General features: G+C 71.9%; 23 protein-coding genes and 1 tRNA gene. 10 read left to right on the top strand and 14 right to left on the bottom strand.

Translation table 11 applies throughout. The features are described 5' to 3' along the window. Positions 1–27: 27 nt before the first annotated feature. Together ABT296_RS15200 and ABT296_RS15195 are read right to left on the bottom strand one after the other, a co-directional pair. Positions 28–1,494, bottom strand: coding sequence for a VMAP-C domain-containing protein (locus tag ABT296_RS15200; protein WP_351927221.1), 1,467 nt, complete (start codon positions 1,492–1,494; stop codon positions 28–30). A 118-nt stretch (positions 1,495–1,612) separates the two neighbouring features. After that, a tRNA-Thr gene (locus ABT296_RS15195) sits at positions 1,613–1,686 on the bottom strand. 206 nt (positions 1,687–1,892) lie between these two features. On the opposite strand from ABT296_RS15195, the gene ABT296_RS15190 reads away from it, so the two are divergent. From ABT296_RS15190 to ABT296_RS15180, 3 genes are all read left to right on the top strand, one after another. Further along, complete coding sequence (locus ABT296_RS15190) at positions 1,893–3,020, top strand: ABC transporter ATP-binding protein (RefSeq protein ID WP_351927219.1); 1,128 nt, start codon at positions 1,893–1,895, stop codon at positions 3,018–3,020. 205 nt (positions 3,021–3,225) lie between these two features. Continuing rightward, entirely contained in the window at positions 3,226–3,684 is a 459-nt protein-coding gene (locus ABT296_RS15185) for a hypothetical protein (protein WP_351927217.1), read from the top strand. 355 nt (positions 3,685–4,039) lie between these two features. Further along, a complete protein-coding gene (locus ABT296_RS15180; RefSeq protein ID WP_351927215.1) occupies positions 4,040–4,774 on the top strand; it encodes a nucleotidyltransferase family protein in 735 nt (244 codons plus the stop codon). 188 nt (positions 4,775–4,962) lie between these two features. On the opposite strand, the gene ABT296_RS15175 is transcribed toward ABT296_RS15180, so the two are convergent. The 6 genes from ABT296_RS15175 to ABT296_RS15150 form a co-directional block, all read right to left on the bottom strand. Further along, positions 4,963–6,564, bottom strand: coding sequence for a DoxX family protein (locus ABT296_RS15175; RefSeq protein ID WP_351927213.1), 1,602 nt, complete (start codon positions 6,562–6,564; stop codon positions 4,963–4,965). Between the two features lie 117 nt (positions 6,565–6,681). After that, positions 6,682–7,629 carry a 23S rRNA (guanosine(2251)-2'-O)-methyltransferase RlmB gene (rlmB, locus tag ABT296_RS15170; RefSeq protein ID WP_351927211.1) on the bottom strand — a complete coding sequence of 316 codons (948 nt, stop codon included), beginning with the start codon at positions 7,627–7,629 and terminating at the stop codon, positions 6,682–6,684. 88 nt (positions 7,630–7,717) lie between these two features. Next, on the bottom strand, positions 7,718–9,118 hold the full coding sequence (gene cysS / locus ABT296_RS15165) for a cysteine--tRNA ligase (RefSeq protein WP_351927209.1): 1,401 nt from the start codon (positions 9,116–9,118) through the stop codon (positions 7,718–7,720). Between the two features lie 52 nt (positions 9,119–9,170). Beyond that, on the bottom strand, positions 9,171–9,668 hold the full coding sequence (ispF, locus tag ABT296_RS15160; protein ID WP_351927207.1) for a 2-C-methyl-D-erythritol 2,4-cyclodiphosphate synthase: 498 nt from the start codon (positions 9,666–9,668) through the stop codon (positions 9,171–9,173). Further along, the gene (ispD, locus tag ABT296_RS15155; protein ID WP_351927205.1) at positions 9,658–10,422 is read right to left on the bottom strand and encodes a 2-C-methyl-D-erythritol 4-phosphate cytidylyltransferase; all 765 of its coding nucleotides are present in this window, start codon (positions 10,420–10,422) and stop codon (positions 9,658–9,660) included. Before ispD ends, ispF begins: the two co-directional genes overlap by 11 nt. Positions 10,423–10,780: 358 nt before the next feature. Next, positions 10,781–11,263, bottom strand: a complete 483-nt coding sequence (locus tag ABT296_RS15150) for a CarD family transcriptional regulator (RefSeq protein WP_003953493.1) — start codon at positions 11,261–11,263, stop codon at positions 10,781–10,783. Between the two features lie 615 nt (positions 11,264–11,878). Between ABT296_RS15150 and ABT296_RS15145 the strand changes: the two genes are divergently transcribed. Then, positions 11,879–12,565 carry a copper chaperone PCu(A)C domain-containing protein gene (locus tag ABT296_RS15145; protein WP_351927203.1) on the top strand — a complete coding sequence of 229 codons (687 nt, stop codon included), beginning with the start codon at positions 11,879–11,881 and terminating at the stop codon, positions 12,563–12,565. 78 nt (positions 12,566–12,643) lie between these two features. Here the strand turns inward: ABT296_RS15145 and phoP are convergent, their stop codons facing one another. Together phoP and phoR are read right to left on the bottom strand one after the other, a co-directional pair. Beyond that, positions 12,644–13,315, bottom strand: coding sequence for a two-component system response regulator PhoP (gene phoP / locus ABT296_RS15140; RefSeq protein WP_502977254.1), 672 nt, complete (start codon positions 13,313–13,315; stop codon positions 12,644–12,646). A gap of 5 nt (positions 13,316–13,320) precedes the next feature. Next, positions 13,321–14,598: a two-component system sensor histidine kinase PhoR gene (phoR, locus tag ABT296_RS15135; RefSeq protein ID WP_351927199.1), complete on the bottom strand. Its 1,278-nt coding sequence runs from the start codon at positions 14,596–14,598 to the stop codon at positions 13,321–13,323. 233 nt (positions 14,599–14,831) lie between these two features. Here phoR and phoU point away from each other — a divergent pair, with 233 nt between their 5' ends. From phoU to ABT296_RS15120, 3 genes are all read left to right on the top strand, one after another. Beyond that, positions 14,832–15,521 (top strand): phosphate signaling complex protein PhoU, encoded by a 690-nt coding sequence (gene phoU / locus ABT296_RS15130; protein WP_351927197.1) that lies wholly within the window; start codon positions 14,832–14,834, stop codon positions 15,519–15,521. A gap of 107 nt (positions 15,522–15,628) precedes the next feature. Then, positions 15,629–15,793: a hypothetical protein gene (locus tag ABT296_RS15125; protein ID WP_351927195.1), complete on the top strand. Its 165-nt coding sequence runs from the start codon at positions 15,629–15,631 to the stop codon at positions 15,791–15,793. Between the two features lie 121 nt (positions 15,794–15,914). Next, positions 15,915–16,163 carry an SCO4226 family nickel-binding protein gene (locus ABT296_RS15120; protein ID WP_351927193.1) on the top strand — a complete coding sequence of 83 codons (249 nt, stop codon included), beginning with the start codon at positions 15,915–15,917 and terminating at the stop codon, positions 16,161–16,163. Positions 16,164–16,278: 115 nt separating this feature from the next. On the opposite strand, the gene ABT296_RS15115 is transcribed toward ABT296_RS15120, so the two are convergent. Next, entirely contained in the window at positions 16,279–17,040 is a 762-nt protein-coding gene (locus ABT296_RS15115) for a phosphoglyceromutase (RefSeq protein ID WP_351927191.1), read from the bottom strand. A gap of 150 nt (positions 17,041–17,190) precedes the next feature. Between ABT296_RS15115 and ABT296_RS15110 the strand changes: the two genes are divergently transcribed. Continuing rightward, the gene (locus ABT296_RS15110) at positions 17,191–18,447 is read left to right on the top strand and encodes an MDR family MFS transporter (protein WP_351927189.1); all 1,257 of its coding nucleotides are present in this window, start codon (positions 17,191–17,193) and stop codon (positions 18,445–18,447) included. A gap of 13 nt (positions 18,448–18,460) precedes the next feature. On the opposite strand, the gene ABT296_RS15105 is transcribed toward ABT296_RS15110, so the two are convergent. Continuing rightward, entirely contained in the window at positions 18,461–18,886 is a 426-nt protein-coding gene (locus ABT296_RS15105) for a DUF2000 family protein (RefSeq protein ID WP_351927187.1), read from the bottom strand. A 49-nt stretch (positions 18,887–18,935) separates the two neighbouring features. Between ABT296_RS15105 and ABT296_RS15100 the strand changes: the two genes are divergently transcribed. After that, positions 18,936–19,766: an AraC family transcriptional regulator gene (locus ABT296_RS15100; RefSeq protein WP_351927185.1), complete on the top strand. Its 831-nt coding sequence runs from the start codon at positions 18,936–18,938 to the stop codon at positions 19,764–19,766. On the opposite strand, the gene ABT296_RS15095 is transcribed toward ABT296_RS15100, so the two are convergent. Together ABT296_RS15095 and mshA are read right to left on the bottom strand one after the other, a co-directional pair. Further along, positions 19,732–20,226: a type III secretion system chaperone family protein gene (locus ABT296_RS15095; RefSeq protein ID WP_351927183.1), complete on the bottom strand. Its 495-nt coding sequence runs from the start codon at positions 20,224–20,226 to the stop codon at positions 19,732–19,734. The two genes, ABT296_RS15100 and ABT296_RS15095, sit on opposite strands and share 35 nt — an antisense overlap. Then, positions 20,219–21,559, bottom strand: coding sequence for a D-inositol-3-phosphate glycosyltransferase (mshA, locus tag ABT296_RS15090; protein ID WP_351927181.1), 1,341 nt, complete (start codon positions 21,557–21,559; stop codon positions 20,219–20,221). Before mshA ends, ABT296_RS15095 begins: the two co-directional genes overlap by 8 nt. 190 nt (positions 21,560–21,749) lie before the next feature. Between mshA and ABT296_RS15085 the strand changes: the two genes are divergently transcribed. Next, the gene (locus ABT296_RS15085; RefSeq protein WP_351927179.1) at positions 21,750–22,565 is read left to right on the top strand and encodes a class I SAM-dependent methyltransferase; all 816 of its coding nucleotides are present in this window, start codon (positions 21,750–21,752) and stop codon (positions 22,563–22,565) included. The last annotated feature ends 49 nt before the right edge of the window (positions 22,566–22,614 follow it).

The raw sequence follows: 22,614 nt of genomic DNA, 5'->3' as shown, positions 1-22,614 counted from the left end.
CGGTCCCGCTCTGCGAAGTCATCGCCGCTACACCGGTCCCGCGGGGCCCGGCTTACGCTCGGGGTCGTCCAGAAGGATGGCCAGATGGCGCCCGACGTGACCGTCCCAGCCGCCGGGTCCGAGCGCGAGGGCGTCATTGCGCCACTTCGCGACGGACTCCGCGAGGCTGCCGAGCCCGCGGTCCTGGAGGATCTCGCCGATGGCGCCCTGGAAGCCGGAGTCGGAGCAGTCGGAGCGGTGCCAGATCATCGCCGGCACCCCGGCCCGCAGCCCGGCCAGCACCTCGCGCCGTCCGGTGCCCGAGTCGTCGCCCGGCGGCTCGCTGAGTACCAGGCACACGGCGTGCCCGTCCTCCTTCAGCTCCCGCTCCAGATGGAAGAAGTACGACCCGTCCTCGCCCGGACGGCTCCAGTGGGAGTGGCTGTCCGCCGGACGCTCCTTCAGCTGGCGCCACTTGGCATGCCAGGGGCGGTGCCAGGAGGCACGGTGCAGCCGCTCCAGGGACCTGATGAGAACGGGGTAATCCATGGCCAAGGGGGTTGGATCGGGATGATTCGAATCTTTCGACCACCACTCGACCGGCTCATTGAGCAGTTCCCAAGGCAGGATGAACTCCAGGATGACCGGTTGGCGCAGCTCGGCCCAGCGCGCCTCGGACTCCTCGATCAGCCCCTCCACCGCGCCCGGCAGCTCGGCACGCCGCAGGTGGAGCGTCTCGCCCCGCACCGGGTGCCAGCCCGTCGAATCGGACTGCCGCCAGTAGGTGAAGTAGAAACGGCCGGCCTCGTTGCGGTCCGGCTCGAACTGGATCATGAGATAGGCCGGCACCACCGAGGGTGCGGGCTGGGGGAGATCCGAGTGCTGCCACTCCGCCAACAGGCCGTCCAGGCCCAGCTTCTGCGCCTGGCCGCGATTGAACCGGCGCAGCCCTTCCGCGGCCTCCATCCGGCCCTCCTCCACCAGCCGGTCCGCGGCCAGGGCCAGGAAGGCCATGCTGGGCGGCAGCCCGCCCTTGGGGGAGTTCTCACCGCCCAGCCGCAGGAAGACCTGCCAGCCGGTCCGGCACCAGTCCGGCAGCTCCTGCACCCGGGACCGGCTGGCCCGCCGGGCCATGGCCGCCAGCTCGGCGGAGCCCAGCGACTCCAGGACCTGCCGCAGTACGCCGAGGTCGGCGCCGTCGAAGAAGTCGACGGCCTCCCACTCGTCCACCAGCGGCCATAACGCCGCGACCGTGGCCGACTGCTGCTCCATGTACTCCAGCGACCGCACCAGACAGGCCGGACCGTCGTCGACCGCCGTGCACACCTTCACGATCTGGATCAGCCAGGGCCGCAGCCGGTCACCGCCGAACGGCTCCACCGCCGCCCCCAGCTCGTCGGCGAGCATCTCCCGCCATAACTCGCGGCTGCTGACCTGCGTCACCGTCGCCGATTCCTGAAGCGTGTCCACGATGGCCACCAGCAGCTCGTTCCGGACCCGTTCCGGGCTCCTCACTCCATTGCCTCCCCCAGCCGGCGCGGTCCCGTCGTGCCGACCAGCGTACGGCGGCGGGGGGCGCCGCGGCAGGGGAAAGGAGGGGCCCGAGGACGGCGGGCCACCGAGGCAGAGAAAGAGCCCCCTGTCGGATTCGAACCGACGACCTTCGCTTTACAAGAGCGGCGCTCTGACCAGCTGAGCTAAGGAGGCATGCACCTGCGTGCCCGTGCAGTGTAACCGTCGCCCGGCGTGGCCCCGTCGAAAATTTCCGCGAAGTTCACAGGGGTCCGGGTACTGACAGACCAGGTGAACGGCAGGTACCGTCCGAGTTCGGTCCACTGAGCTGGACCGCGTCACCACCTTCCTACAACGGATCGTCCGGCACGTTCCTGCCGGTAGAAGGGGGCCCATTCACCATGGCCACTGTTACGTTCGACAAGGCGACCCGCATCTACCCGGGTTCCACCAAGCCCGCCGTCGACGGTCTCGACATCGCGATCGAGGACGGCGAGTTCCTCGTCCTCGTCGGCCCCTCCGGCTGTGGCAAGTCCACCTCGCTCCGCATGCTCGCGGGGCTCGAGGACGTCAACGGCGGCGCCATCCGCATCGGCGACCGTGACGTCACCCACCTGCCGCCCAAGGACCGGGACATCGCCATGGTGTTCCAGAACTACGCGCTCTACCCGCACATGACGGTCGCCGACAACATGGGCTTCGCGCTCAAGATCGCCGGCGTCAACAAGGCCGAGATCCGCCAGAAGGTCGAGGACGCGGCGAAGATCCTCGACCTCACCGAGTACCTCGGCCGCAAGCCCAAGGCGCTCTCCGGCGGTCAGCGCCAGCGTGTGGCGATGGGCCGCGCCATCGTGCGTGAGCCCCAGGTCTTCCTCATGGACGAGCCGCTGTCGAACCTCGACGCCAAGCTCCGTGTCTCCACCCGTACGCAGATCGCCTCGCTCCAGCGCCGTCTGGGCATCACCACGGTCTACGTCACCCACGACCAGGTCGAGGCCATGACCATGGGCGACCGCGTGGCGGTCCTCAAGGACGGTCTGCTCCAGCAGGTCGACTCCCCGCGCAACATGTACGACCGCCCCGCCAACCTCTTCGTCGCCGGCTTCATCGGCTCTCCCGCCATGAACCTGGTCGAGGTGCCGATCACCGACGGCGGCGTGAAGTTCGGCAACAGCGTCGTCCCGGTCAACCGTGACGCCCTGAAGGCCGCCGCCGACAAGGGCGACCGCACGGTCACCGTCGGCGTCCGCCCCGAGCACTTCGAGGTCGTCGAGCTGGGCGCCTCCGGCCTGTCCAAGGAGAGCGCGGACGCCCCGGCCGGTCTCGCCGTCTCCGTCAACGTCGTCGAGGAGCTCGGCGCCGACGGCTACGTCTACGGCACCGCCGAGGTCGGCGGCGAGAAGAAGGACCTCGTCGTCCGCGTCAACGGCCGCCAGGTCCCGGAGAAGGGCGCCGAGCTGCACGTCGTGCCGCGCGCGGGCGAGACCCACGTGTTCTCCACCTCCACGGGTGAGCGTCTCACCGACTGAGGCGCGAACCGGGTGAATCACCCAGGTTGACGAGAAGGGCCCCGCAGAGCGCTGCGGGGCCCTTCTCGTTGTCGACAAATACCCCGGCATAACGCCCATATCGTTCGGCAGGCGTCAACCCCCTACCCAAAAAGAGGCCACACTTCGTCCCCCGAACCGGTGACTAAATGTCGCCAAATCATTACCGGGCGCTACCCTCACTCGCGTGAAGCACTCCACTAACCAACAGACGCGACGCGGCCGGGGCCCCGCCCACCGGATCGGCCGCTCCCTCGCCCTCGTCCTGCCCGTCGTCCTGGTGCTCTCCGGGACCCTCGCGGTCACCCGGGTCAACTGGTCGGGGAACCCCTCCTCGAACTCCGTGCTCACGGCGTCGGACTCGGCGGTCTCGGACGCCAAGCCCGGCTCCGTCTCCCGCGCCCCGCAGGACCTGCTGCGCGACCGGCTGATGACGGAGCTGGTGCAGAAGAACCCGGGAGTCGCGCTGACCCACCTCCAGGAGGCCGTGAACGGGCGCCCGTCGCTCGCCAAGCACTGCGCCTCCATCGCCCGCGCCCTGGGCCGCGCCGCCGTCCGCGTGTACGGACCGGCCCGCGCCCAGTCCTATGCCCGCCCGGTCTGCGACACCGCCTTCGCCACAGGCGTCGCAGCGGCCCACCGCTGACCGCACCACCGTCGGCAGCACAATCGCCGGCAGGACCGCAGAGTCCGGCCAAGGGTCCACCCCTTGGCCGGACCAAGGCACCCCCGGCCGCCCACGGGACTTCCCCAGGGCGCCCGGGGCCGCCCAGACCCCCGGAAGCCCACCGGGGTCCCACCGGGAGCCGCCGGGAGCCCGCCAGGGTCCCACCGGGAGCCCACCGGAGTCCCACCAGGAGCCCACCGGGGGCCGCAGGCTCCCAGGGGCGCGGGGAACTGCGCGACCAGCCCCCACCCACCCGCACCCCCACACCAACACCCGCCCCCACCCCCGACGGGCACCCCCAACCCCAGCGGAGCGCCCCCGTACAGTTCGGACCATGACCGATCCGAACGCCGCCCAACGCCCCGTACAAGCCGTGATCCTGGCCGGCGGCCAGGGCTCCCGGCTGCGTCCGTACACCGACGACCGGCCGAAGCCCATGGTCGAGATCCCAGGCACGGGGACGCCGATCATCGGCCATCAGCTCGCCTGGCTCGCCGAGGAGGGCGTGACCCATGTGGTGGTCAGCTGCGGCCACCTCGCGGACGTCCTGAAGGAGTGGCTCGACCAGGCCGACCTGCCGGTCGAGGTCACCACGGTCGTCGAGACCGAGCCCCTCGGACGCGGCGGCGGCCTGAAGTACGCGGCCGCGCACCTCCCCCACCCCGACCTGCCCTGGTACGCCACTAACGGGGACATCTGGACCCGGTTCTCGCTGCGCGACATGGCGGACTTCCACACCGAGCGCGCCGCCACGGCGACCCTCGCGCTGGCCCGGCCGCGGATCCCCTGGGGCGCCGTCCAGACGGACGGCTTCGGCCACGTCACCGACTTCATCGAGGCGCCGCCCACGACGTACGAGATCAACGCGGGCGTGTACGTCTTCTCCGCCGAGTTCGCCACGATGCTCCCCGAGCGCGGGGACCACGAGCGGACCACCTTCCCGCGGCTGGCCCGCGAACTGAGGCTGGCGGGCTTCCCGCTCCCCCAGGGCTCCTACTGGCGGGCCATCGACACCGCCAAGGACCTCACCGAGGCGGCCAAGGAACTCGCCGCCCTGCGCCGCTCCTGAGCCGAGGCGCACGGCTCCGAGCGTGAGCCGCGCCCCCGCCGCGCACGCCGCCCCTGAGCCGGCCCTCCCGCCCGACACGCCACCCGCCGCACACGCCGATCCCCGCGCCCGATGCGGGCGCGGGGATCCGTGTGGGTTTCTCGTCTGCTGCCGGTGGGCTCAACCCAGGATGCCGCCCACCGGCCCGTCTACCCCAACAGGCCGCCCACCAGGCCCGGTTCACCGGAGGTCGTGCCTCCGCCTCCCGAGCCGCCCGGCGTGCTCCCGCCGCCGGTGGTGCCGCCCGTGGTCGGGCCCGAAGTGGTGCTGGGGGCCTGCTCCGCCGGGGTGGTCTGCTGGGGCGGGGCCTGGCCCGCGGTGCCCTGGGTCTGGCTGGGCGTGCCGGCCGTACCGGCGTCCATGGTGGCGTCCGGGGTCGTGGCGGCGCCCGCCGAGGGGGCCGCCGAGGTGGCGCCCTGGGTGGGTGCCGTGGACGCCGACGGGGTGCGCTTGCGCCGCTCGCCGGGCTCCGGGGGCAGCGGCGTGCCGGGCAGCTCGTTGCGCGGGGCCTCGCCGGGGCCGGGGACGACGACCCGGTCGGCGTCGCGCACGGCACCGCCGAGCAGCGAGCCGAGCAGCAGCGTCAGGCCGGTCACGATGGCGGTGATCAGGGCGCCCCGGCGCAGCACGTAGCGGCGCAGGTCCCAGATGTGGGCGCGCGGGCCGAGCCGGCGCCAGGCGCTGCCTGCGAGGCGGCCGTCCACGGAGTAGACGGGGGCGCCGGCGATGATCAGCGGCGACCAGGCGGCCAGGTAGATGATGTCGGGGGCGTCGTAGACCGGGACGCTCTTCCAGCTGACGGTGAGCAGCAGCGCGGCGGAGAGCAGCGCGCCCACCACGGCGGCGACCCGCTGCCAGCAGCCCAGGATCGTCAGGACGCCCACGATGACCTGGAAGAAGGCGATGACCAGGCCGGAGCCGACCGGGTGCTCCAGGGCGAACTGGCGCAGCGGCTCGGCGACTTCCCAGGGGTGCAGGGTGTTGAGCCACTTCACCATCGAGCCGCGCTTGCCGCCGTCGAAGTAGACGGGGTCGCAGAGCTTGCCCATGCCGGCGTAGATGGAGATGAAGCCGAGGAAGATGCGCAGCGGGAGGAGGACCACGCCCAGGTTCATGCGGCGGCCCGGGTAGTACGCGTGCCGCGCGGGGTCGTCGCCGGACCGGCGGCCGCGGGAGTCCTCCTCCGGCTCCGCGAACTGCTCGTCGTCGTAGGCGAGTTCCTCGTCGTAGGCGCTGCCGGCCTGGCGCATGTCGGGCAGCAGCCGGGTGCCGCCGTCGGGCGGGGTGCGCTGGGCGCCGACCAGCGGGGTCTCGACGGTCTGCGCGAGCTCGTCGTAACCGTCGCCGCCGTAGCCCTCGCCGAGGCGCGGGATGACCTGGGTGGAGCCGGTGTCGGCCGGTTCGTCGGCGTGGGTGACGCCGGCGCCCCGCACCGCCTGGAGGAGCCGGTGGGCGCCGGTGTCGTCGGGCGCGGACCGGCCGCTCCAGACGACGGGCCGGCGCCGGGCGGCGGGCGCGGCGCCGACCGCGGGCATCCGGGCGGTGTCCTCGGCGGCGCTCAGGTGCCGTGCGATCCGCGGCGATTGGCTGCGTCTCGTCGACGCGCCCAACTGCACGCGGAAACTGGCGTGATTGACGATGATCTGCGCCGGATCGCTCGGCACCTTCACCATGCTCAGCGCGGGAGCGTCGTCGAATCCCGACGAGCGGTCCCCCGTGGGTGTGCGGGGTGTTCTGGTGTCCACACTCATCTAACCGAGTGACGTGTGTTTAGGACACTGCTTTGACCTGCCGGATCTGTCCGGACCGCGTCAAGCTTGCCCTGGACGACCGGATTGCCCCGTACGGGCGACGGTGCGGACGCGCGTTCAGGCGCGTCGGCGCGCCGCCTCGTACAGCACGATCCCCGCCGCCACACCGGCGTTGAGCGACTCGGCGCCGCCCGGCATCGGGATCCGTACCCGCACGTCGCAGGTCTCCCCGACCAGCCGGGACAGGCCCTTGCCCTCGCTGCCGACGACGATGACCACGGGGCCGCCGAGGGCTTCGAGGTCGCCCAGTTCGGCCTCGCCGTCGGCGGCGAGACCGACGACCGTGATCCCGGCCTTCTTGTACTGCTCCAGCGCGCGCGTGAGGTTGGTGGCGCGGGCGACCGGAGTGCGCGCGGCGGTGCCCGCCGACGTCTTCCAGGCGCCGGCCGTCATACCGGCCGCGCGGCGCTCGGGCACCACGACGCCGTGACCGCCGAAGGCGGAGACGGAACGCACGACGGCACCGAGGTTGCGCGGGTCCGTCACCCCGTCGAGCGCCATGATCAGCGGGTCCTCGCCCGCGTCCGCCGCGGCGTCCGCGAGGTCCTCGGGGTGGGCGTACTCGTACGGCGGGACCTGGAGGACCAGGCCCTGGTGGTTGAGGCCGTTGGTCATCCGGTCCAGCTCCGGACGCGGGGCCTCCATCAGGTTGATGCCGCCGCGCTCGGCCGCGAGCTGGAGCGCCTCGCGCACCCGCTCGTCGTTGTCGATGAACTGCTGGACGTAGAGCGTGGAGGCGGGGACGCCCTCGCGCAGCGCCTCCACGACCGGGTTGCGCCCGACGACCAGCTCGGACGTCGACCGGCCGCCGCCGCGCCGCTGCGGCTGCGGGCGGCCGCCCTGCGCGCGCCGCGCCTTGGCGTTGGCGGCGCGCTGCTTGGCGTGCCCCTTGCGCATCTCGGCGGGCGGCGTGGGGCCCTTGCCTTCCAGGCCCCGGCGCCGCTGGCCGCCACTGCCGACCTGCGCGCCCTTCTTGCCGGACATGCGGCGGTTGTTCGCGGCCATGACCTACCTGTCTGTGTGTAGCGGTGGAAAACGTACGTCTATGCAGTGTGCCGCCCGGAGGGCCGGGCGGCACAATCGATCACTGCGCTCAGCGCGCGCCGAGGGTCCAGCGCGGCCCCTGGGGGCTGTCCTCGATGGCCAGTCCGGCCTGCGTCAGCCGGTCGCGGATGGCGTCCGCGGTCGCCCAGTCCTTGCGGCCCCGGGCGGCCTCGCGCTGGTCGAGCACCAGGCGGACGAGGCTGTCGACCACGCCGTGCAGGTCCTCGCCGCGCTCGTTGCCGCCCGCCCACTGCTCGTGCAGCGGGTCCAGGCCGAGGACGCCGAGCATGGCGCGCACCTCGGCGAGGCGGGCCACGGCGGCTTCCTTGTCGTCGGCGGCGAGGGCGGAGTTGCCCTGCCGGACGGTGGTGTGGACGACGGCGAGGGCCTGCGGGACGCCCAGGTCGTCGTCCATCGCCTCGGCGAAGGCGGTCGGCACCTCGGTGGCCGGCTCCACGGCGTGGCCGGTCATCTCCACCACGCGCTGGACGAAGCCCTCGATCCGCGCGAACGCGGCCTCGGCCTCGCGCAGGGCGTCCTCGCTGTACTCGATCATCGAGCGGTAGTGCGGGGTGCCGAGGTAGTAGCGCAGCACGATGGGGCGCCAGTTCTTGACCATCTCGCTGACGAGCACGGAGTTGCCGAGCGACTTGGACATCTTCTCGCCGCTCATGGTGACCCAGGCGTTGTGCACCCAGTACCGGGCGAACTCGTCGCCGAAGGCCTTGGCCTGGGCGATCTCGTTCTCGTGGTGCGGGAAGATCAGGTCCAGGCCGCCGCCGTGGATGTCGAAGGCGGGGCCCAGGTACTTGTGGGCCATCGCCGAGCACTCCAGGTGCCAGCCGGGACGGCCCCGGCCCCACGGCGTCTCCCAGCTCGGCTCACCGGGCTTGACCGACTTCCACATCGCGAAGTCCCGCGGGTCCCGCTTGCCCGTCTCGCCCTCGCCGGAGGGCTGGAGCAGGTTGTCCAGCTCCTGGTTGGACAGGCGCAGGTACCCGGGGAAGGACTTCACGTCGAAGTAGACGTTGCCGTCGGCCTCGTAGGCGTGTCCGCGCTCGATCAGGCCGCGCATCATCTCGACCATCTCGGTGACGTGCCCGGTGGCCCGCGGCTCGTACGTCGGCGGCAGGCAGCCCAGCGCGGCGTAGCCGTCGTTGAACGCCCGCTCGTTCTCGTAGCCGATGGACCACCAGGGGCGGCCCTGGTCGGCGGACTTGGTGATGATCTTGTCGTCGATGTCCGTGACGTTGCGGACGAACGTGACGTCGTAGCCGCGGTGGGCGAACCAGCGGCGCATGATGTCGAAGTTCAGCCCGGACCGGATGTGCCCGATGTGGGGGGCCGCCTGCACGGTGGCGCCACAGAGGTAGATCGAGACACAACCCGGCTTGAGCGGGGTGAAGTCACGGATCTGCCGGGCGCTGGTGTCGTACAGGCGAATAGTCACGAGTCCAGGGTAGTAGGCGCGAGCCAGTGCCTCGGACGGTTGTGGACAACCGTCAGGCCGTGGTGCGGGCGACCAGTGCGGTCGCCACGGCCATCAGCCCTTCACCCCTGCCGGGGAACCCCAGTCCGTCGGTCGTGGCGCCCGAGACCGAGACCGGCGCACCGGCGGCCGCGGAGAGGATCTCCTCGGCCTCCTCCCGGCGCTTGCCGATCTTCGGCCGGGGGCCGACCACCTGTACGGCGACGTTGCCGATGACGAACCCGGCCTCGCGGACGATGCGCGCCGCCTCGGTCAGCAGGACGACCCCGGAGGCGCCCGACCACTCGGGGCGCCCGGTGCCGAAGTGCTTGCCCAGGTCGCCGAGGCCGGCCGCGGAGAAGAGCGCGTTGCAGGCGGCGTGGGCGACGACGTCGGCGTCGGAGTGACCGGCGAGCCCGGTGCCCTCGCCCTCCCACTTCAGGCCCGCGCACCACAGTTCGCGGCCCTCCTCGAAGGCGTGGGTGTCGGTGCCGATGCCCACCCGGGGCAGCAGGGGTGCCTCAGAAGCCATCGTTGAGCCTCCGGCGCGCCAGGACCGCCTCGGCCAGGACCAGGTCCAGCGGGCGGGTCACCTTGAACGCCTCCTCGTGGCCGGGCACCACGACGACGGTCAGGCCGAGCTGTTCGACCATGCCGGCGTCGTCGGTGACCTCGCCGGTGACCGTCTCGTGGGCGCGGACCAGGGTGTCGCGGTCGAAGCCCTGCGGGGTCTGCACGGCGCGCAGCCGGGACCGCGCCGGAGTGGCGACGACCGGTTCGGGCCCGCCCTCGGCGCCGGCGGGTTCGACCTCCTTGACGGTGTCGGCCAGCGGCAGCGCGGGGACGACCGCGGGGGCGCCCTCGCGGACGGCCTCGATCACGGTGTCGACGGTGTCGACCGGGACGAGCGGCCGGGCGGCGTCGTGGACGAGGACGATGCCGTACTCGGGGGGCAGCGCGTCGAGGCCGAGGCGCACCGACTCCTGGCGGGAGTCGCCGCCGGGGACCACCAGGAAATCGGTCCGCTCGGGCAGGGCGTGCGATTCGAGCAGGGACTTCACCTCGGCGGCCTCCTCGGGCGGGGCCACGACGACGACGAGGGAGACGGCGCGGGACGCGGCCATCGCGCGTACCGCGTGGATGAGCATCGGGGTGCCGCCCAGCGCGCGCAGGGCCTTGGGGGCGCCGGGGCCGAGGCGTACCCCGCGGCCGGCGGCCGGAATCACGGCGGCCGTACGGGTGGTCGTACCGGCCTGCGCGGGCGAGGGGCGCGATTCGTCAGACATCGGTTCCTGTCAGGTTTGTGTTCCGGCCTGGCGTGGGTATGGCCTGGGAAGTGCCGGGCGCGACGCCTTGACCGGACCCTTCCGTGACATCGGTCGAGCCAGCTGCCCGGGCCCGGCACGCCCATTATCGAGGACGGGTGTTCTCGACGGCTTCCCGAGGTCGTTCAGGGAAGATGCTCGACGGCTTCCCTAGGTGGTTCGGGGAGGATGGACGACGCGGAGGCCGTACGGCGTGGGACGCCACGCGTACGCGGACATGCCGCAGCGCCCGGCGACAGCAATTCGTCATCGGGCACCGCGGCACTTCTTCTACCCGCGCATCAATGTGGTGGGCCGAGCCTGCCGGGGACGGCGGGCGTCAGGACGCGAGGACCTCGTCGAGCAGGGCCTCGGCCTTGTCCTCGTTGGTGTTCTCCGCGAGGGCCAGCTCGCTCACCAGGATCTGGCGCGCCTTGGCGAGCATGCGCTTCTCACCGGCGGAGAGTCCGCGCTCGCGCTCACGACGCCACAGGTCACGCACGACTTCCGCGACCTTGATGACATCGCCGGAGGCGAGCTTCTCCAGATTTGCCTTGTAACGACGGGACCAGTTAGTGGGCTCCTCGGCATACGGCGCGCGCAGCACCTCGAAGACCCGGTCCAGCCCGTCCTGACCGACCACATCACGCACGCCGACGAACTCCGCATTGTCCGCTGGCACACGTACCGTCAGGTCACCCTGGGCGACCTTCAGCACCAAGTAGGTCTTGTCCACGCCTTTGATCTGGCGAGTTTCGATAGCCTCGATCAGCGCGGCCCCGTGATGGGGATAGACCACGGTGTCGCCAACCTTGAACGTCATGTGACAGGTACCCCTTCCGTGGCTATCCAGAGTAACACGGAAACGGCGGGTTCTGAATGGCGTTTTCGCAGGTCAGGGCATATCTCGGGGCTTGACAACAGCGACACGAACGTGCTGCGCGGGCCGACCGGAGGGAGGTATTCGCAGGTCGGAGCGGCTGTTCGGGGGAGGAGAAACGCGCACGTTACACACATCCGAAGCCCCCGCCAAGCGGACTAACGTCCCGATATGTCCGCTTCCGCATGTGCGACTTCCGCTACTCCGTTCGGTCTCCATCCGTCGGGTCCCGGACGATTCCGGAATTGATCACCGGGGCCGCCCGCGCACAGTCGGTGATCCTTTTCCCGAGGTCCGCGCATTCCTTCACGGAAATTTCGCGCACCGGTGTCCGGCGTATGCGCGCGGGGCTTATGCGAATGGGGACGAGCCCTGCTCCAAAGTGACCCGCGAGTCACTTGTGGGGGACGGGACGGGTGATGCACAGGGGTTCATGTAGGGCTCAGGGGAGGGTCGGGTGCGGCCACGCGGGAACGGCTCGGTAACCTAAGGCCGCTGACAGACACTTAGGGCGGCTTTATTCGCCCGCCCCGTTCGAGTCAAGGAGTTGCCGCCGCCGTGAGCAGCAGCCTTCGACGCGGTGCCCTCGCTGCCGCCGCCATCACGTTCTCGATTCTCCCGCTCGCCGCGTGCGGCGCAGGCAACAACGCACAGACCCTGGAGATCAAGCCGGACAACGCGGCCACCACGGTGGGCGACATCATGGTCCAGAACGCCGTCGTCGTGACGCAGCCGGACCCGACGGCCAGCGGCCCGGCCGTCGTCGCCGCGACGCTCTTCAACACGGGCACCAGCGCCCAGAAGCTGGAGTCGATCACCGTCGCCGGGTCCGACGGGCCGGTGACCCTCAAGGCCGCCAAGGGCGGGAGCCTGAACGTCCCGGCCGGCGGTTCGCTGATCCTCGGCGGCGCGGACAACGCGTCCGCGGTGCTGGAGGCCACTCCGGAGTCCGTCAAGGACGGTGCCGCGCAGAAGGTGACCTTCACCTTCAGCAAGACCGGTGACGTGGGCCTGCAGGCCTTCGTGGTCCCCGCCAAGAGCTACTTCACCGGCTGGGGCCCCTCCGAGCTGCCGGCCGCCCCCGGCGAGGACACCGCCTCCCCGAGCACCGAGCCGACGGACGGTGCCACCGCGACCGACGAGCCGACCGGGGACGCGTCCAGCACCCCGGACGACACGACGACGCCGACCGACGCCACCTCGGCCTCGGCGACCGAGACGGAGCAGGCGGCCGTCGCCCACTGAGCCGCACAGGCAGAACGGGCGGGGCCCGTCCTCCGGTCATCCGGAGGACGGGCCCCGCCCTTTGCGCACCCGCTCCGTCTACGGCTCGAACTTGTAGCCGAGGCCGCGCACCGTCACCAGGTAGCGCGGCGCGCCCGGGTCCGGCTCGATCTTCGCGCGCAGCCGCTTGACGTGGACGTCGAGGGTCTTGGTGTCGCCGACGTAGTCGGCGCCCCAGACCCGGTCGATGAGCTGCATACGGGTCAGCACGCGGCCCGCGTTGCGCAGCAGCATCTCCAGGAGGTCGAACTCCTTGAGCGGCAGGTCGACCTTGGAGCCGGAGACCGTGACCACGTGGCGGTCGACGTCCATCCGGACCGGACCCGCCTCCAGCGCGGCCGGGGTGACCTCCTCGGGCTCCCCGCGGCGGCGCAGGACGGCCCGGATGCGGGCGACCAGCTCGCGCGAGGAGAACGGCTTGGTGACATAGTCATCGGCTCCTATTTCCAGGCCGACGACCTTGTCGATCTCGCTGTCCTTGGCGGTCACCATGATGACGGGGACATTGGAGCGGCCGCGCAACTGGCGGCACACCTCGGTGCCCGGCAGGCCGGGCAGCATCAGGTCGAGGAGGACGAGGTCGGCGCCGTTGCGCTCGAACTCGTCGAGTCCGTCGGGCCCGGTGGTCGCGACCGCGACCTCGAAGCCCTCCTTGCGGAGCATGTACGACAGGACGTCGGAGAAGGATTCCTCGTCCTCGACGACGAGCACTCGGGTCACGGAAGGACCTCCGGGGCGGGAAGCGTTTCGTACGCTGCTGAGTCGGGGGGTGAGTCGTGGGACGGGTCGGCGGGGCGCCCTTCCTCGTCGTCGAGGACGGGATGCTGCTGAGCTCGGTCACGGGCCGCGCCCGCCTCCGGAAGTCTCAGGGTGAACGTGGAGCCCTGTCCCTCGGAGCTCCACACCGTGACCTCCCCGCCGTGCGAGGCGGCCACGTGCTTGACGATCGCCAGCCCGAGCCCCGTGCCACCGGTGGCGCGGGAGCGGGCCGGGTCGACGCGGTAGAAGCGCTCGAAGACGCGCTCCTTGTCCTTGTCGGAGATGCCGATGCCCTGGTCGGTCACGGCGATCTCGATGTGGTCCCCGCCGGGCGCGGTCAGCCGGCGGGCGGCGATACCGACGCGGGTCCGGGCCGGGGAGTAGTTGACGGCGTTCTCCACGAGGTTGCCCAGGGCCGCGGCGAGCTGACCGCGGTGGCCCCAGATGCTCAGCTCGGCGGTGCCGCCGGCGGCCATGGTGATCTGCTTGGTGCCGGCGGCGTGCCGGCAGCGGTCGATGGCCTCGGCCACCAGTTCGTCGACCCGGACCGGCTCGGCGTCCTCCAGCGGGTCGTCGTTCTGGACCCGGGAGAGGTCGATCAGCTCCTGGACGAGGTTGGTGAGCCGGGTCGCCTCGATCTGCATGCGCCCGGCGAACCGCTCCACGGCCTCGGGGTCGTCGGAGGCGTCCATGACGGCCTCGGAGAGCAGGGAGAGAGCGCCCACCGGGGTCTTGAGCTCATGGCTGACATTGGCGACGAAGTCCCGCCGTACGGCCTCTATCCGGCGGGCCTCGGTGAGGTCCTCGACGAGCAGGAGCACCAGGCGGGAGCCGAGCGGGGCGACCCGGGCGGAGACCGCGAGGGCCTCGCCGCGTCCGGTGCCGCGCCGGGGCAGGTCCAGCTCGACCTGGCGTATCTCGCCGTCGCGCCGGGTGTCCCTGGCCATCTGGAGCATCGGCTCGACGGAGAGCCGGCCGCCGCGCACCAGACCGAGCGCGTACGCGGCCGAACTGGCCTTGACGACGGCGTCGGCCTCGTCCAGTACGACCGCGGAGGAGCGCAGTACGGACAGGACCGTGTCCACGCCCGGGGGCAGGACCGGATCGGTGTGCAGGGAGGTTCGGGTGGGTCGCGCCTGGTCGCGTTCGCTCCAGCGGAACGCCAGCATGGCGATGACACCGGTGAGCACCCCGGCGATCGCTGCCGCTGCGGCGACCGCCGCGTTCACGTCCATGCCTCCAGGTTAGGCACGCCGACGGTCATGGCCACAGCCATGAGGGTGCGACCTCGAACACTCGTCGCCCAGAGTTCACCTGAGAGCTAGCAGTGGTTCATTTGGGGTGGCAGAAACGGACGCGTGCAGGTCAGACGGTATGAGCGTGGGGTGCGATAGCGCCGGTTCAGCAGGACGTGCACACTGGCCCCGGCCCCCGGAACCCCGTAAGACACGTACGAGAGGGAACCCTCATGCGGGACGCGTACCACGAGGAACTTGACTCGATCAGCGACAGCCTGGTGGAGATGGCCCGCCTGGTCGGGTCGGCGGTCGGGCGGGCGACGACCGCCATCCTCGACTCCGACCTCAAGCTGGCCGAGAGCGTGATCGAGGCCGACCAGAAGGTCGACGACCTCCAGCACGACCTGGAGGCGCGCGCGATAGCCCTCCTCGCCCGGCAGCAGCCGGTCGCCACCGACCTGCGGATCGTGGTCACCTCGCTGCGGATGTCCGCCGACCTGGAGCGCTCCGGCGACCTGGCCCAGCACGTGGCCAAGCTGACCCGGCTGCGCTACCCCGAGCGCGCGATCCCCAACGACCTGCACGCCACCATCCTGGAGATGGGCCAGCTCGCGCAGCGGCTGATGGCGAAGGCCGCCGAGGTCATCGTGACCAAGGACATCGACCTCGCGCTCCAGATGGAGACCGACGACGACGAGATGGACCTGCTGCACCGCACGCTCTTCCAGCACCTGATGGACGAGCGCTGGAAGCACGGCATCGAGACCGCCGTCGACGTGACCCTGCTGGGCCGCTACTACGAGCGGTTCGCGGACCACGCGGTGGCCGTGGCCAAGCGTGTGGTGTTCCTGGTGACCGGTGAGCACGCGGACGAGCTCCAGCAGGACCTGCCGCCGGTGACGGGGGTCGAGGGCGCCTGACACCGCTCGGGGGCGTGGGCGGGAAGCCTCCGTGCGCCGTTGATGCGCCCGGTGGAGCGGGCATGGAATGGGGAGCAGGCATCAGCCTGCCTCGACGAGGAGGGACCATGGCCGACTCCCCCGGCACGCCCGGCACCACACCCGACCCCGCGCAGGAGCGCCGTACCGAGCAGCCCGCCGAGATCAGGAACCTGACCCTGATCGCCGCGTGCGGCTGCGGCTCGGGCTGCGGCTGCGGCTGCCAGTCGGGCAACCCGTGCCAGTGCGGCTGATCTGTTTCCCTTACGACGGTGAAGGGCCCCGGTGCGGACGCCGGGGCCCTTCACCGTGCTGTGCGCCGGACACGGGCGCAGCATGGAGGGGAGGGTCCGCAGGACCGGAAGGAGGTATGCCATGCCCCAGTTCATGGACGTACACCACGGGATGAAGGGCATCACGGCCGACCAGTTGCGCGAGGCGCACAACGCGGATCTCGCGATCGAGAAGGACGAGAAGGTCCACTTCAAGCAGGCCTGGGCCGACCCGGAGTCCGGCCTCGTGTACTGCCTCTCCGAGGCGCCCTCGGCCGAGGCGGTCCAGCGCATCCACGAACGCGCCGGCCACAAGGCGGACGAGGTCCACGCGGTACCGCTGACGGTCTGAGACGCGTCAGCCTCCACCACGGCCTGGTGCGGAGCCCGGGCCCGCTGCGCGCCCGGCCCGTGAAAACGCCCCCGCTCCGCGCCGTACGCGCGGGTCGGGGGCGTGATCGCGAGAGTTACTTCTTCTTGCCCTGGTTCTTGACCGCCTCGATCGCCGCCGCGGCCGCCTCGGGGTCGAGGTAGGTGCCGCCGGGGTTGAGGGGCTTGAAGTCGGCGTCGAGTTCGTAGGCCAGCGGGATGCCCGTGGGGATGTTCAGGCCCGCGATGTCGGCGTCGGAGATGCCGTCGAGGTGCTTGACCAGGGCGCGCAGGCTGTTGCCGTGGGCCGCGACCAGGACCGTGCGGCCGGCGAGCAGGTCGGGGACGATGCCGTCGTACCAGTACGGGAGCATGCGGGCGACGACGTCCTTCAGGCACTCCGTGCGGGGGCGGAGCTCCGGGGGGATGGTCGCGTAGCGCGCGTCGCCGGACTGGGAGAACTCGGTGCCGTCCTCGAGCGGGGGCGGCGGGACGTCGTAGGAGCGGCGCCACAGCATGAACTGCTCCTCGCCGAACTCGGCGAGGGTCTGGGCCTTGTCCTTGCCCTGGAGGGCGCCGTAGTGGCGCTCGTTCAGGCGCCACGAGCGGTGCACGGGGATCCAGTGGCGGTCCGCGGCCTCCAGCGCCAGCTGGGCCGTGCGGATCGCGCGCTTCTGGAGGGACGTGTGGACCACGTCGGGCAGGAGGTCGGCGTCCTTCAGGAGCTCGCCACCGCGGACCGCCTCCTTCTCGCCCTTCTCGTTGAGGTTGACGTCCACCCAGCCGGTGAACAGGTTCTTCGCGTTCCACTCGCTCTCGCCGTGGCGGAGGAGGATCAGCTTGTACGGTGCGTCGGCCATGGGGTGGAGCGTAATCGAACCTCCTGATCGGTCGCGCCTCCGCCCAGGGGGCGGACGGTTGACGGGATCTGTTAATCGAGTGGCCTTCGGGTGCGGCGGCTTCGTAAGTTGTGTCGAACCTTCACGCCACTTACATCTCGGGGGATTCCCATGTCCGTCGCCGCCATCGGGCGTGCCGTCCACGAGTCCGTCTCGGGGCTCCCCCGGGCCTTCTGGTGGCTGTGGACGAGCACCCTGATCAACCGGCTCGGCGCCTTCATCTCCACCTTCATGGCCCTGTACCTGACGCTCGACCGCGGGTACTCCGCCTCCTACGCCGGTCTCGTCGCCTCGCTCCACGGGCTGGGCGGGGTGGTCTCCTCGCTCGCCGGCGGGGTGCTGGCCGACCGGCTGGGGCGGCGGCCCACGATGCTGGTCTCGCAGGTCGCGATGGCCTCCTCGGTGGCGGCGCTCGCGTTCGTGCAGCACCCGGTCGCCATCGCGGGCGTGGCCTTCCTCGTCGGCATGGCCTCCAACGCCTCGCGGCCGGCCGTGCAGGCGATGATGGCCGACATCGTCCCGCCCGAGGACCGGGTGCGGGCCTTCTCCCTCAACTACTGGGCCATCAACCTCGGGTTCGCGATCTCCTCCATGGCCGCCGGGTTCATCGCCGCGTACAGCTACCGGGCCGGTTTCCTGATCGAGGCCGCGATGACGCTGGCCTGCGCGATCGTCGTCTTCATCAAGCTGCCCGAGTCCCGGCCCGAGCGGACGGAGACCGTGAAGGCCCAGGAGGCCGCCGTGGGGCTGGGGACGGTGCTGCGGGACGGGCGGTTCATGGGGGTCGTCGGGCTGTCGTTCCTGGTCGCGCTGATCTTCCAGCAGGCGTCCATCGGGCTGCCGGTCGCGATGGGCGACGCCGGGTTCACCCCGGCCGACTACGGCATGGCCATCGCCGTCAACGGCTTCCTGATCGTCGTCCTGCAGATCCCGGTGACCCGGCTGATCGAACACCGGGACCCGCGGCGGCTGCTGGTGGTCTCCTCGGTGCTCGCCGGGTACGGCTTCGGGCTCACCGCCTTCGCCGGGTCCGTGGGCGTGTTCGCGCTGACCGTCTGCGTGTGGACGCTCGCCGAGATCGTCAACGCGCCGACCCAGACCAGCCTGGTCGTCCGCCTCTCCCCCACCCACGGCCGCGGCCGCTACCAGGGCATGTACACGATGTCCTGGGCCGTCGCCTCGCTGATCGCCCCGCTGATGTCCGGCGCGGTCATCGACCGGTACGGCGCCGAGTGGCTGTGGGGCGCGTGCGCGGTGATCGGCACGGTCGCGGGGCTCGGGTACGGGCTGCTGATGCGCCGGGTCCCGCCCGTGCGGACCGTCGCCGAGCAGGCCGCCGCGGTGCGCCCCGAGACCGCGGCCGTCTGACGTCGGCCGGCGCTCAGGGGTGCATCCGCGCCCCCTTGACCACCTTGTCCACCGCGTTGCGCGGCCCGTACACGGCGAGCCCCACCAGGTCCAGGTCCCGGGTGGGGACCGCGCGGACGGCGGCCCGGTTGTCCCGGTCGTTGCCGGTGGCGAAGAGGTCGGAGGTGAAGACGGCGCGGGGCAGCGCGCGGGAGAGCACGCGCGCGTGGGCCGCCGTCAGGGTCTCCTTGGACGCCTCGAAGACCAGCACGGGCTGGCGGAACATCGGCAGGTAGGCCACCGCGTCGGCGTCCTCGTAGGGCTCCCCGATCACCTCGGGCACCTGGGTTCCCAGGCCGCTGACCAGGAACGCGGTCACGTTCAGCCGCTGCCAGGGCTCCAGGTCCCCGCGCAGGACCACGGCGATCTTCGTGTCGAATCGGGAAGGCTGCTCGCTCATGCCCCGAGACTGCCGGGAGCGTCACGGCCCGGTCTTGTACGTTCTTTGCATGCCCGCGCAGCCCGAGGTGACCGCCTGGCGTCCCGGTGTCCCGGGTGTCGTCGAGGTCTTCCACGCGCACTTCACCGAGTACGCCTACCCGATGCACGTCCACACGGCGTGGACGCTGCTGATCGTCGACGACGGCGCCGTCCGCTACGACCTCGACCGGCACGAGCACGGCACCCCGCACGACACGGTGACCCTGCTGCCGCCGCACGTCCCGCACAACGGCTCCCCGGCCGGCCCCGGCGGTTTCCGCAAACGGGTGCTCTATCTGGACACCTCGCTGCTGGGCGAGGACCTCGTCGGTTCCGCCGTCGACACCCCCGACCTGCGGGACCCGGTGCTGCGCCGGCGGGTGGGGCAGCTGCACGACGCCCTCGACCGGCCCGGCGAGGAGCTGGAGGCCGCGAGCAGGCTGGTGTTGGTCGGGGAACGCCTGACGCGGCACCTGCGGCCCACGCAGGCCACCGGGGTGCCGCGCGCCGATCCGGTGCTCGCCCGCGGGCTGCGCGAACTGCTGGACGCGCGGCTCGTGGAGGGCGTCCCGCTGGAGGAGGCCGCCGCACTCCTGCACGCCCATCCCGCCCACCTGGTACGGGCGTTCAGCACCGCCTACGGCATCGCCCCGCACCAGTACCTCACCTCGCGGCGCGTCGACCGCGCCCGGCGCCTGCTCCTCGACGGCTCGCGTCCCGGCGAGGTCGCCGCGGCGGCCGGTTTCTTCGACCAGTCCCATCTGACCCGGCACTTCCGCAGGCTGGTGGGGGTCACACCGGGCCGCTACGCCGACGGCCGGCGGGTCAGCCGGCGTCCGCGGGCCGGGTCAGGTGCTTGAAGGCGTCCAGGTTGCGGGTCGACTCGCCGCGCTCGACGCGCCAGGCGTACTCCTTGCGGATGGCGCTCGCGAAGCCCAGTTCCAGCAGGGAGTTGAAGGCGCCGTCGGCGGCCTCCAGGGTCTGGCCGAGCAGCCGGTCGAGGTCGTCCGGGGTGACCGAGGAGAGCGGGAGCTTCGCGGTGACGTAGACGTCGCCGAGCCGGTCGACGGCGTAACCGACGCCGTACAGCTTGAGGTTGCGCTCCAGGAGCCAGCGGTGGACGCCGGCCTCGTTCTCGTCGGGGTGGCGGATGACGAAGGCGTTGAGGGAGAGGGAGTGGCGGCCGAGCCGCAGGGAGACGGTCGTCGACAGCTTGCGGGTGCCGGGGAGCGTGATCACGTAGCTGCCGGGTTCGGGGCTCTCCCAGTCGAGTTCCGCGTCCCGGAGGAAGTCGGTCACCACCTGCTGCGCATCACCCATGGTGGGAGCGTACGCGACGGCGGTGGGCCTGGATCGCGGCCGTGTAGACGTCCGCCGTGGCGGCGGCCGAGGTGTCCCAGCCGAAGGACCGGGCGTGCCGGGCGGCGGCGTCGCCCATGCGGGCGGACAGCTCGGGGGCGTCGGCGAACTCGCCCAGCACGCGCGCGTAGGCGGCGGGCTGGTGGCCGGAGACCAGGAAGCCGGTGTCCCCGTCGCGGACGGCCACCGGCAGGCCGCCGACCGCGGCCGCCAGCACCGGGGTGCCGGCCGCCTGTGCCTCTATGGCGACCAGGCCGAAGGACTCGCTGTAGGAGGGCATGACCAGCACCGAGGCGGCCCGGAACCAGTCGGCGAGCTGGTCCTGGCCGACGGGCGGGCGGAACCGTACGACGTCGGCGATGCCCAGGCGGGCCGCCAGCTTCTGCAGGCCCTCGGGCTTGGCGAGGCCGCTGCCGCTGGGGCCGCCGACGATCGGGACGAGGACGCGCGAGCGCAGCTCCGGGCGTTCGTCGAGGAGCACGGCGACCGCGCGCAGCAGGACGTCCGGTGCCTTCAGGGGCTGGATGCGGCCCGCGAAGAGCGGGATCAGCGCGTCCTGGGGCAGGCCGAGGCGGGCGCGGGCGGCGGCGCGGCCGTCGGCGGGGGTGAAGCGTTCGAGGTTGACGCCGGGGTGGACCACGGCGACCTTGGCGGGGTCGGCGCTGTAGTGCCGTACGAGTTCGTCGGCCTCCTCCGCCGTGTTGGCGATGAGCCGGTCGGCGGCGGCGACGATCTGGGTCTCGCCGATGACCCGGGCGGCGGGCTCGGGGGTGTCGCCCGCGGCGAGGTTGGCGTTCTTGACCTTGGCCATGGTGTGCATGGCGTGCACCAGGGGGGTGCCCCAGCGCTGGGCGGCGAGCCAGCCGACATGGCCGGAGAGCCAGTAGTGCGAGTGGACGAGGTCGTAGTAGCCGGGCCGGTGGCCCGCCCACGCCTGCATCACGCCGTGGGTGAAGGCGCAGAGCTGGGCGGGGAGTTCCTCCTTGGCTAGGCCCTCGTAGGGGCCCGCGTCGACGTGCCGGACGACGACGCCGGGGGCCATCTCGACGGTGGGCGGGAGGGCGGCCGTGGTGGCGCGGGTGAAGATCTCGACCTCGATGTTGATCGCGGCGAGGCGCTGCGCGAGTTCCACGATGTAGACGTTCATGCCGCCGGCGTCGCCGGTGCCGGGCTGGTGGAGCGGTGAGGTGTGCACGGAGAGCATCGCGACCCGGCGGGGGCGGCGGTGCAGCCGCAGCCGCGAGGGAGCGGCGGCCGCGGAGCGACGCCCGAGCCTGCTGACGTAGTGGCTCACGTGGCGTTCCTCCTCGCTGCGGGCATGGCTGAGGGAGGCCGTTCGGGGCCCTCCAGGGGGTCCAACGCCGGAGGGTTCGACTCCATTTCCAGCTGAGGGCTCTTTGCCGAATCATTACCGGCAGTCGCTCAACCGTTCGACCGTCGACTGCGTCCCTTGGGGAGGCGCCGGGACGCATACCCTCGTAGGCATGACAGCCCGCGCCACCCCTCGCCCCGTGGGAACGGTGACGCGCGGGACCACCAACCCCAACCGGCTGCGCCGCATGGACCGCTGGATCGCGGCGACGCACGGCGCCGAGCTGCGGCGGGCCGGCGGCACGGCCGTGGCGGTCGACCTGGGCTACGGCGCCGCCCCCTGGACCGCCGTGGAACTGCTCGGGCGGCTGCGCACCGTCGCACCCCGTGTGCGCGTGGTCGGCGTCGAGATCGAACCGGCCCGGGTCACGGCGGCCCGCCCCTACGAGCGCGAGGGGCTGGCCTTCCGGCACGGCGGGTTCGAGATCCCGGTCCCGGAGCGGCCGATGCTCGTCCGGGCCGCCAACGTGCTGCGGCAGTACGACGAGCGGCAGGTGGCCGAGGTGTGGGAGCGGCTGTGCGCGCGGCTCGCGCCGGCCGGGGGCGGCTCACGCGGCGGACTGCTGGTCGAGGGGACCTGCGACGAGATCGGGCGGCGGCACGTCTGGGTCGCGCTCGGGCCGGAGGGGCCGCGCACGGTGACCTTCGCGACCCGGCTCGGCTCGCTGGAGCGGCCCTCGGACCTCGCCGAGCGGCTGCCCAAGGCGCTCATCCACCGCAACGTCCCCGGTGAACCGGTGCACGCGTTCCTGCGCGACTTCGACCGCGCCTGGGCGGCCGCCGCGCCCTACGCCTCCTACGGCGCCCGCCAGCGCTGGATGCGTACGGTGCGGGAACTCTCGGCGGACTGGCCGGTGCTGGACGGCCCGGGGCGCTGGCGGCAGGGGGAAGTGACGCTGGCGTGGGGGGCGTTGGCTCCGGGAGGCTGAGGGGGCGGGGGTTCGGGGGCTGGGGGCCGTGGAGATGGGGGGCCGTCAA

This window comes from Streptomyces sp. NPDC000983 (genome assembly GCF_040299205.1).
GTDB lineage: Bacteria > Actinomycetota > Actinomycetes > Streptomycetales > Streptomycetaceae > Streptomyces.
This window is presented reverse-complemented; position numbering and strand designations above follow the sequence as displayed.